Origin of the sequence: Emticicia sp. (assembly GCF_043780375.1) — a bacterium.
Lineage (GTDB): Bacteria > Bacteroidota > Bacteroidia > Cytophagales > Spirosomataceae > Emticicia.
Map to the genome: position 1 here is coordinate 1 of NZ_JAYWCU010000199.1, position 5,527 is coordinate 5,527.

Consider the following 5,527-nt stretch of genomic DNA (forward strand, 5'->3'; position numbering starts at 1 on the left):
TTGTCTTTCTCAATCAAAAAGCGGCCAATTCACACCCAGAAAGAAAGTTCGCTGCAAACCTGGGTAAGTTGAACTTACATAATAGCCACTGCTTGGAAATCCTTGATTTACATGAGCAAATTTAAAGAAAAGTCTTACTTTATTTATCTTCAAATCGGCAAAAACATCAGCTACTGGCGTTCCCCAAACAGCTTGATTATCTTGTAAATAAAACTGTCGTGTGAGCGGCATATAATTATCGGCTTTGTAGGCAGAGCGATAATAAATTTCTACGCCAGTATTGATATGAAGCACTTTTGCATAAATAAATTCATAAGATATTTTGGTGTTATTTGCCAGTTTTGGCATACGAATTAAATTTGGTTCTGAATTGGCAATGACATATAACTGATTCACTATCAATAATCTACGCCAGCGATATTCTGCACCAAGAGCCACTTTGAAGATACTGATGGGCAGCGAAGTTTGGGAAACTTGGGCTTTTTGGTTGTAATAAATATAGTTTTTAACCAATGAATAATTTACGCTCGGAGAAAGCAAAAAACGTCCACTTTTAAGATTTGTGGAAGCAAAAAGGTTATTTGAAAAAGTATTTTTCAGTCCTTTATTCCAGTTATAAGCCGCACTTAAAAAGCGTTCGTCTAAAATAGTTGCTGGCACAGATAGTTGAGAAAAACTCGCTTTTATTCTTGGACTTATATATTCGGCTTGCAACCTAAAATTGCCATTTGAGCCAATTTCTGCCTCTGCATAAGCTCTTCGCACACTATCAGGAAAAAAGTAATTTGCCCAACCGCCCACAAGCGTTTCAGATTTTAGTTTTTTGTCTAAATACGTTTCTCCCTTTGCTTGCAACCCATACAAACGTTGACGTAAATATAAACGATAAGCAAAACCTCGATAAATGCCCTTGATACCAAACTTATTCTCTAATAAACGATAGCGAAAGTTCATCGTAAGTGTATCAAGCGAATTGGCAGGGGTTGCTTGGTAATAAATCGCTCTTCCAGCCGAATCTGAACCAAAATTTACGTCCGTATAAAAATCCCTTCGTTTTTGATAATCAAAAATATGATAAACCTGAAAACCATTCGTAAGTTTATATTGGTGATAAACATGTAGCTCATTTCGCCAATCACGAGAAGTTGCTCCTGTAAGTTTTGAGAGAAAATCTCTGTAATTTCCTAAACTATCAGCATCGATAAATTTTGAAGTTACTTTCAAAGGCTTGATGCCACCTTGCTCGATTGGTGCATGATTGAAGTGATTATAAGTACTCAGAACAATATATTTCCCGTCTTTCGACTCATAATTGCTGTGCAACATAAAAGCCCAACTATCAATGAGGCGAGTTTCACGGGTTCGAGGAGCTCCATATTGCTGCGAAGAAGACAAGCGTCTGACTTCAACAGTAGTATTCAATCGAGGTTTTATATTTTGAGAATGCGTAAAATGCAACATACCCGTTCCCCCACCCGACTGCACATAATACATATTCGTATATGGCGATTTTGTATTATAATATTTTGTTTTTCGAGCATCAAAAGCATACCGTGAGTATGCATAATATCCTAATTGCTTGGCAATATCATCAGAGGATTCGTAAAATAGCGGTTTGATGGCAGTTCCTATATTACCTAAATCTTGGTAAAGAAGTCCACTACGAAGGTTAAAATCGAACAAATGAAAGCCATCAAGTGTTGTGTCTGGATTATAAAAAGTCTTACGATTATTCAGAATATCTTCTTCGAGGATATAACGAACGGTTTTTGTACTGTAAACTTGTTTGGTAGAATCATCAAGAATTTGGGCATAAGAGAAACCATAAACTATTGATAATAAGAATGTTACTAATATTTTTTTATGCTTCATTTGATTCTATACAAAGTCAAATTTGATGTAACAGATTATAGTCTATTAACAAAAAAAACTGTTATACTAAAAATACCTTTAAATAATAACGCAATTTACGGCAAAACTTTGAAAGGGGATGAAGAAAGCATGGTTAATTGTTGTTAAGAAGTCGATAGACCACTGTTTACAGACAACAATAGAATTCAGTTTTTGGTAAACATCTATATTTTTTTAGGTAATTACCCAACCTAAAAACAAACCTCCGAAAATAATCAAATAAGTAGAAACAAGGCGAGTTTGAAGTAAAATCAAGGTAAATATAACAGTCAGAATAGAAACTAAATCGCTTGACATTGGTTGAAACAAAGAAAAAGCCGCAGCGGCAGTCAAGCCTGTACTCGCAGCATTGATACCTTCAAGCGATGCCCGAATACCTCGGTATTTTTTTAGTTCATTCCAAAAACGAATCACAAAAAATATCAGAAATATTCCTGGAAGAAAAATACCACACGTAGCAACTAAGCTACCCAAAATTTCGCCACTGGTTCCCCATTCACGCATTGATAATGCTCCTACAAATGCAGAAATTGAGAAAACTGGTCCGGGGGCAACTTCCACAATTGCCAGTCCTGACAAAAACTCGTCGGCCGAAAGGTAATGCTTAAACTCTACAAATTCGTTATAAAGCAATGGCTTCAAGATATGACCTCCGCCAAAAGCTAAACTGCCATTCCTATAAAAATTTTCAAAAAGTCGGATAGGCAAATTGTGCGTAATTGCTCCTAAAGCTGCTGAAAATATCAAGACTCCTATCCAAAGAAAAAAGTTCCCCCATTCAATTTTAATGGGTTGTTTTTGCATTTTTTCTTGTTGTCCAAACTTTAATGATGTGGCCAAACCCCCTAATAAAATCCAGATGGGTGTAATATAGGGCGAACGAAATAAATATGCAGCAACGGCAGCCAAAAGCATTAAAACAATGCTTGTTTTAGTCTTAATAACCATCATCCCGATAGAATATGCAGCAAAAATAATAAATGCAACACCCATCGGTTTGATAAAACGAGTAAGATTTATAAGTTGGTCTTTTTCAATATAAGTTACTCCAAGAGCAGCCAGTGTCATAAACAAAGTGCCTGGTAAAATCCAAACTAAAAGGGTAAGATAAGCCAACCTTGACCCCCCCAAACGAAAGCCAATAGCTGTAATAGTTTGGGTTGATGTTGGGCCAGGCAAAACTTGACAAAGAGCTTGGAGTTCAAGAATTTCGGCTTCGGTAATGTAGTTATGTTTTTTTACGAGCCTGTCCAAAAACATCGTCAGATGTACTTGCGGCCCACCAAAACAAGTGAGAGCAAGTATCAGCACGTCTTTCAAGAAAATGATATAACGAATCTGACGAGTTTTACTCATGTTTAGCTGTCGGCTATCAGTAATCGGCTGACAGCTTGATTTTACTTTTGAAAATTTGTTATTTATCCTAATGTCAATTGCCTAAACCAGCAGCCGAAGCCTATTTCTTAAAACCTAATTCTCTCAATCGCTCTGCCAAAAACTCACCAGCAGTCATGTTTTCGTAGCGACGTGGATTTTCTGCATCAATGCAACTTGTCAAACATGTCAAATCCATATCGCCACGTGGGTGCATGAAAAACGGAATCGAGAATCGAGAGTTTTTCATTTTCTCACGAGGTGGATTTACCACTCGATGAATTGTTGATTTTAATTTATGATTAGTCAGACGGTCGAGCATATCACCAACATTGATAATGATTTGGTCGGGCAATGCCGTTACTGCAATCCATTTACCATCCAAACGTAAAACTTCTAAACCTTCGGCAGATGCTCCCATCAAAAGTGTAATCAAATTAATATCGCCATGAGCCGCTGCACGCACTGCTCCTTCTGGCAAAGCATCTGGATTTAAAATTGGGAAATAATGCAAAGCACGCAAAATACTATCGCCATTGCGTACTTTTTCCTCAAAGAAGTCTTCGGGAAGCTCCAAATATAAAGCAATTGCACATAATAAAGTCTTTCCTGTACTCTCAAAAGTTTTATAAACTTCGGTTGTAAATTGCTCAAATTCGGGAATTTCAGCAGGAAAAATATTAGGCGGCATATCGCCTTCAATTATTGGCTGTCCTACATGGTAAAATTCTTTTAAGTCTGGTTTTGTAAAACCTTTAGCCGTTTCTTTACCTTTACCAATATAGCCTCGTTGCCCCAAAAGTTCGGTAAATTCATACTTTGTTTTTAGCTCATCGGGTTGATAAAAGAATTTCTTTACGGCTTCGTATAGTTTTTCACGCAATTCGTCAGAAAGTCCGTGGTTTTTTATTGCCACAAAACCTATGGTATTGAAGGCATTACCAAGTTCTTGAACGAATTTATTTTTAAGAGCTAAATCGCCAGAAGTAAAGTCCGCCAAATCAAGCGACGGAATTGAATCAAGAAGTGTTTGTTCCATAAGATGAAGATTTTTGGCAAAATTAAGAATTTTGATTCGAGATTCGAGATATGAGATGAAAGATTTTTCTTTCTCAAATACCGTATCACCAATCTCCTATCCAATTATAACTCAACTAAAGCACTCTTAATTAAGCTACTATTTTTCGATTTTAGCTTAAAAACCTCTCCTTTTGATTGATTAACTGCTGCTTCATAAAGTTCGGTTTTATCTTTACTTTTCACTTCAAGAATAACAAAAAACTGACCTTTTGCGATTGTATTTGTTTTCACTACAAAATTATCGTGGGGTGTTTCTTGTTCAAAATTCGGAGTTTTTGTCTTCGCTTTTGCAGTCCAAGTAGCTAAAATTTCAGCCTTAAAATCTGACATATCAAAATGTCCTTCACGTGCTTCTTCTTCATCGGCTGGCATGGCGGCAATTTTAGTAGGAATAAAAAGGTTTTCAACAAAATTATGAGCCGAATCTTCTACCCAAATAGCCACAATTGGGAGTTGGGTTTCGTTGGCTTTTTGTATCATTATACTTAATGGCGTTCCTTCAATATCTTTATTAGTTTTAATTTCAGTAAAAGTCAATTGTTCTGGTCTTGGGGGTCTTGCTGGTGCAAAAACCTTTCCTGCTTCAGCAACTGGTTCTAACAATTCGGTCACTCCTCCAGCTAAAATTACTAAAAAAGCAAGTCCTGCAATAACAAATTCTTTTTGATATTTACCACTTTTACGCTCTTTTGAATAACCTGTAATCGACGACCAATTGTTTATGATATGAAAAATGGCAAAGCCGACAAAGATTAATCCAAAAATTGTATGTGTGATTTCGACGGCGTGGGCTTTTTGCTTTATAAACAATAAAATACCCGTAATTGATAATGCTAAAAATGCGAACGCAACTGAAAGACTTATAATATTTTTCTTTTTCATTGAAATTTTTTAGATGTTTTTTTCTTAAAGATAGTATATTTTTGATGAATTTGGAAATACCCCTTACTTTGCTTCAACTAATGTAAATAGTCAAAAAAAGCAATTAATATTTCTTTTCGATTATCAAAATCGGTCTTATAAACGACTTTTCCTATGGCATTGCACGTTGATTGCATAAAAAAGTATAACAAAATAGATTGAAAAAGTACAATTTTGAAATATTTTCGTTAAATCAAACTATTTCAAATGTCTAAAAAATAGGTTTTAGTGAATATTGAGC

At 35.7% G+C, this 5,527-nt stretch carries 4 protein-coding genes; all 4 read right to left on the bottom strand.

The genetic code is table 11. The features are described from left to right. Window positions 1-9: 9 nt before the first annotated feature. On the bottom strand, window positions 10-1,872 hold the full coding sequence (locus ACH2CJ_RS15835; RefSeq protein WP_394993927.1) for a putative porin: 1,863 nt from the start codon (window positions 1,870-1,872) through the stop codon (window positions 10-12). A gap of 213 nt (window positions 1,873-2,085) precedes the next feature. After that, window positions 2,086-3,267 carry a chromate efflux transporter gene (gene chrA, locus ACH2CJ_RS15840; protein ID WP_394993928.1) on the bottom strand — a complete coding sequence of 394 codons (1,182 nt, stop codon included), beginning with the start codon at window positions 3,265-3,267 and terminating at the stop codon, window positions 2,086-2,088. Between the two features lie 100 nt (window positions 3,268-3,367). After that, a complete protein-coding gene (locus ACH2CJ_RS15845) occupies window positions 3,368-4,324 on the bottom strand; it encodes an isopenicillin N synthase family dioxygenase (protein WP_394993929.1) in 957 nt (318 codons plus the stop codon). 104 nt (window positions 4,325-4,428) lie between these two features. Beyond that, entirely contained in the window at window positions 4,429-5,247 is an 819-nt protein-coding gene (locus ACH2CJ_RS15850) for a DUF4405 domain-containing protein (RefSeq protein WP_394993930.1), read from the bottom strand. Window positions 5,248-5,527: the final 280 nt, after the last annotated feature.

Coding starts and splice junctions, on each gene's coding strand:
- ACH2CJ_RS15835 (WP_394993927.1), bottom strand. CDS start 1,872: ATGAAGCATAAAAAAATATTAGTAACATTCTTATTATCAATAGTTTAT.
- chrA (WP_394993928.1), bottom strand. CDS start 3,267: ATGAGTAAAACTCGTCAGATTCGTTATATCATTTTCTTGAAAGACGTG.
- ACH2CJ_RS15845 (WP_394993929.1), bottom strand. CDS start 4,324: ATGGAACAAACACTTCTTGATTCAATTCCGTCGCTTGATTTGGCGGAC.
- ACH2CJ_RS15850 (WP_394993930.1), bottom strand. CDS start 5,247: ATGAAAAAGAAAAATATTATAAGTCTTTCAGTTGCGTTCGCATTTTTA.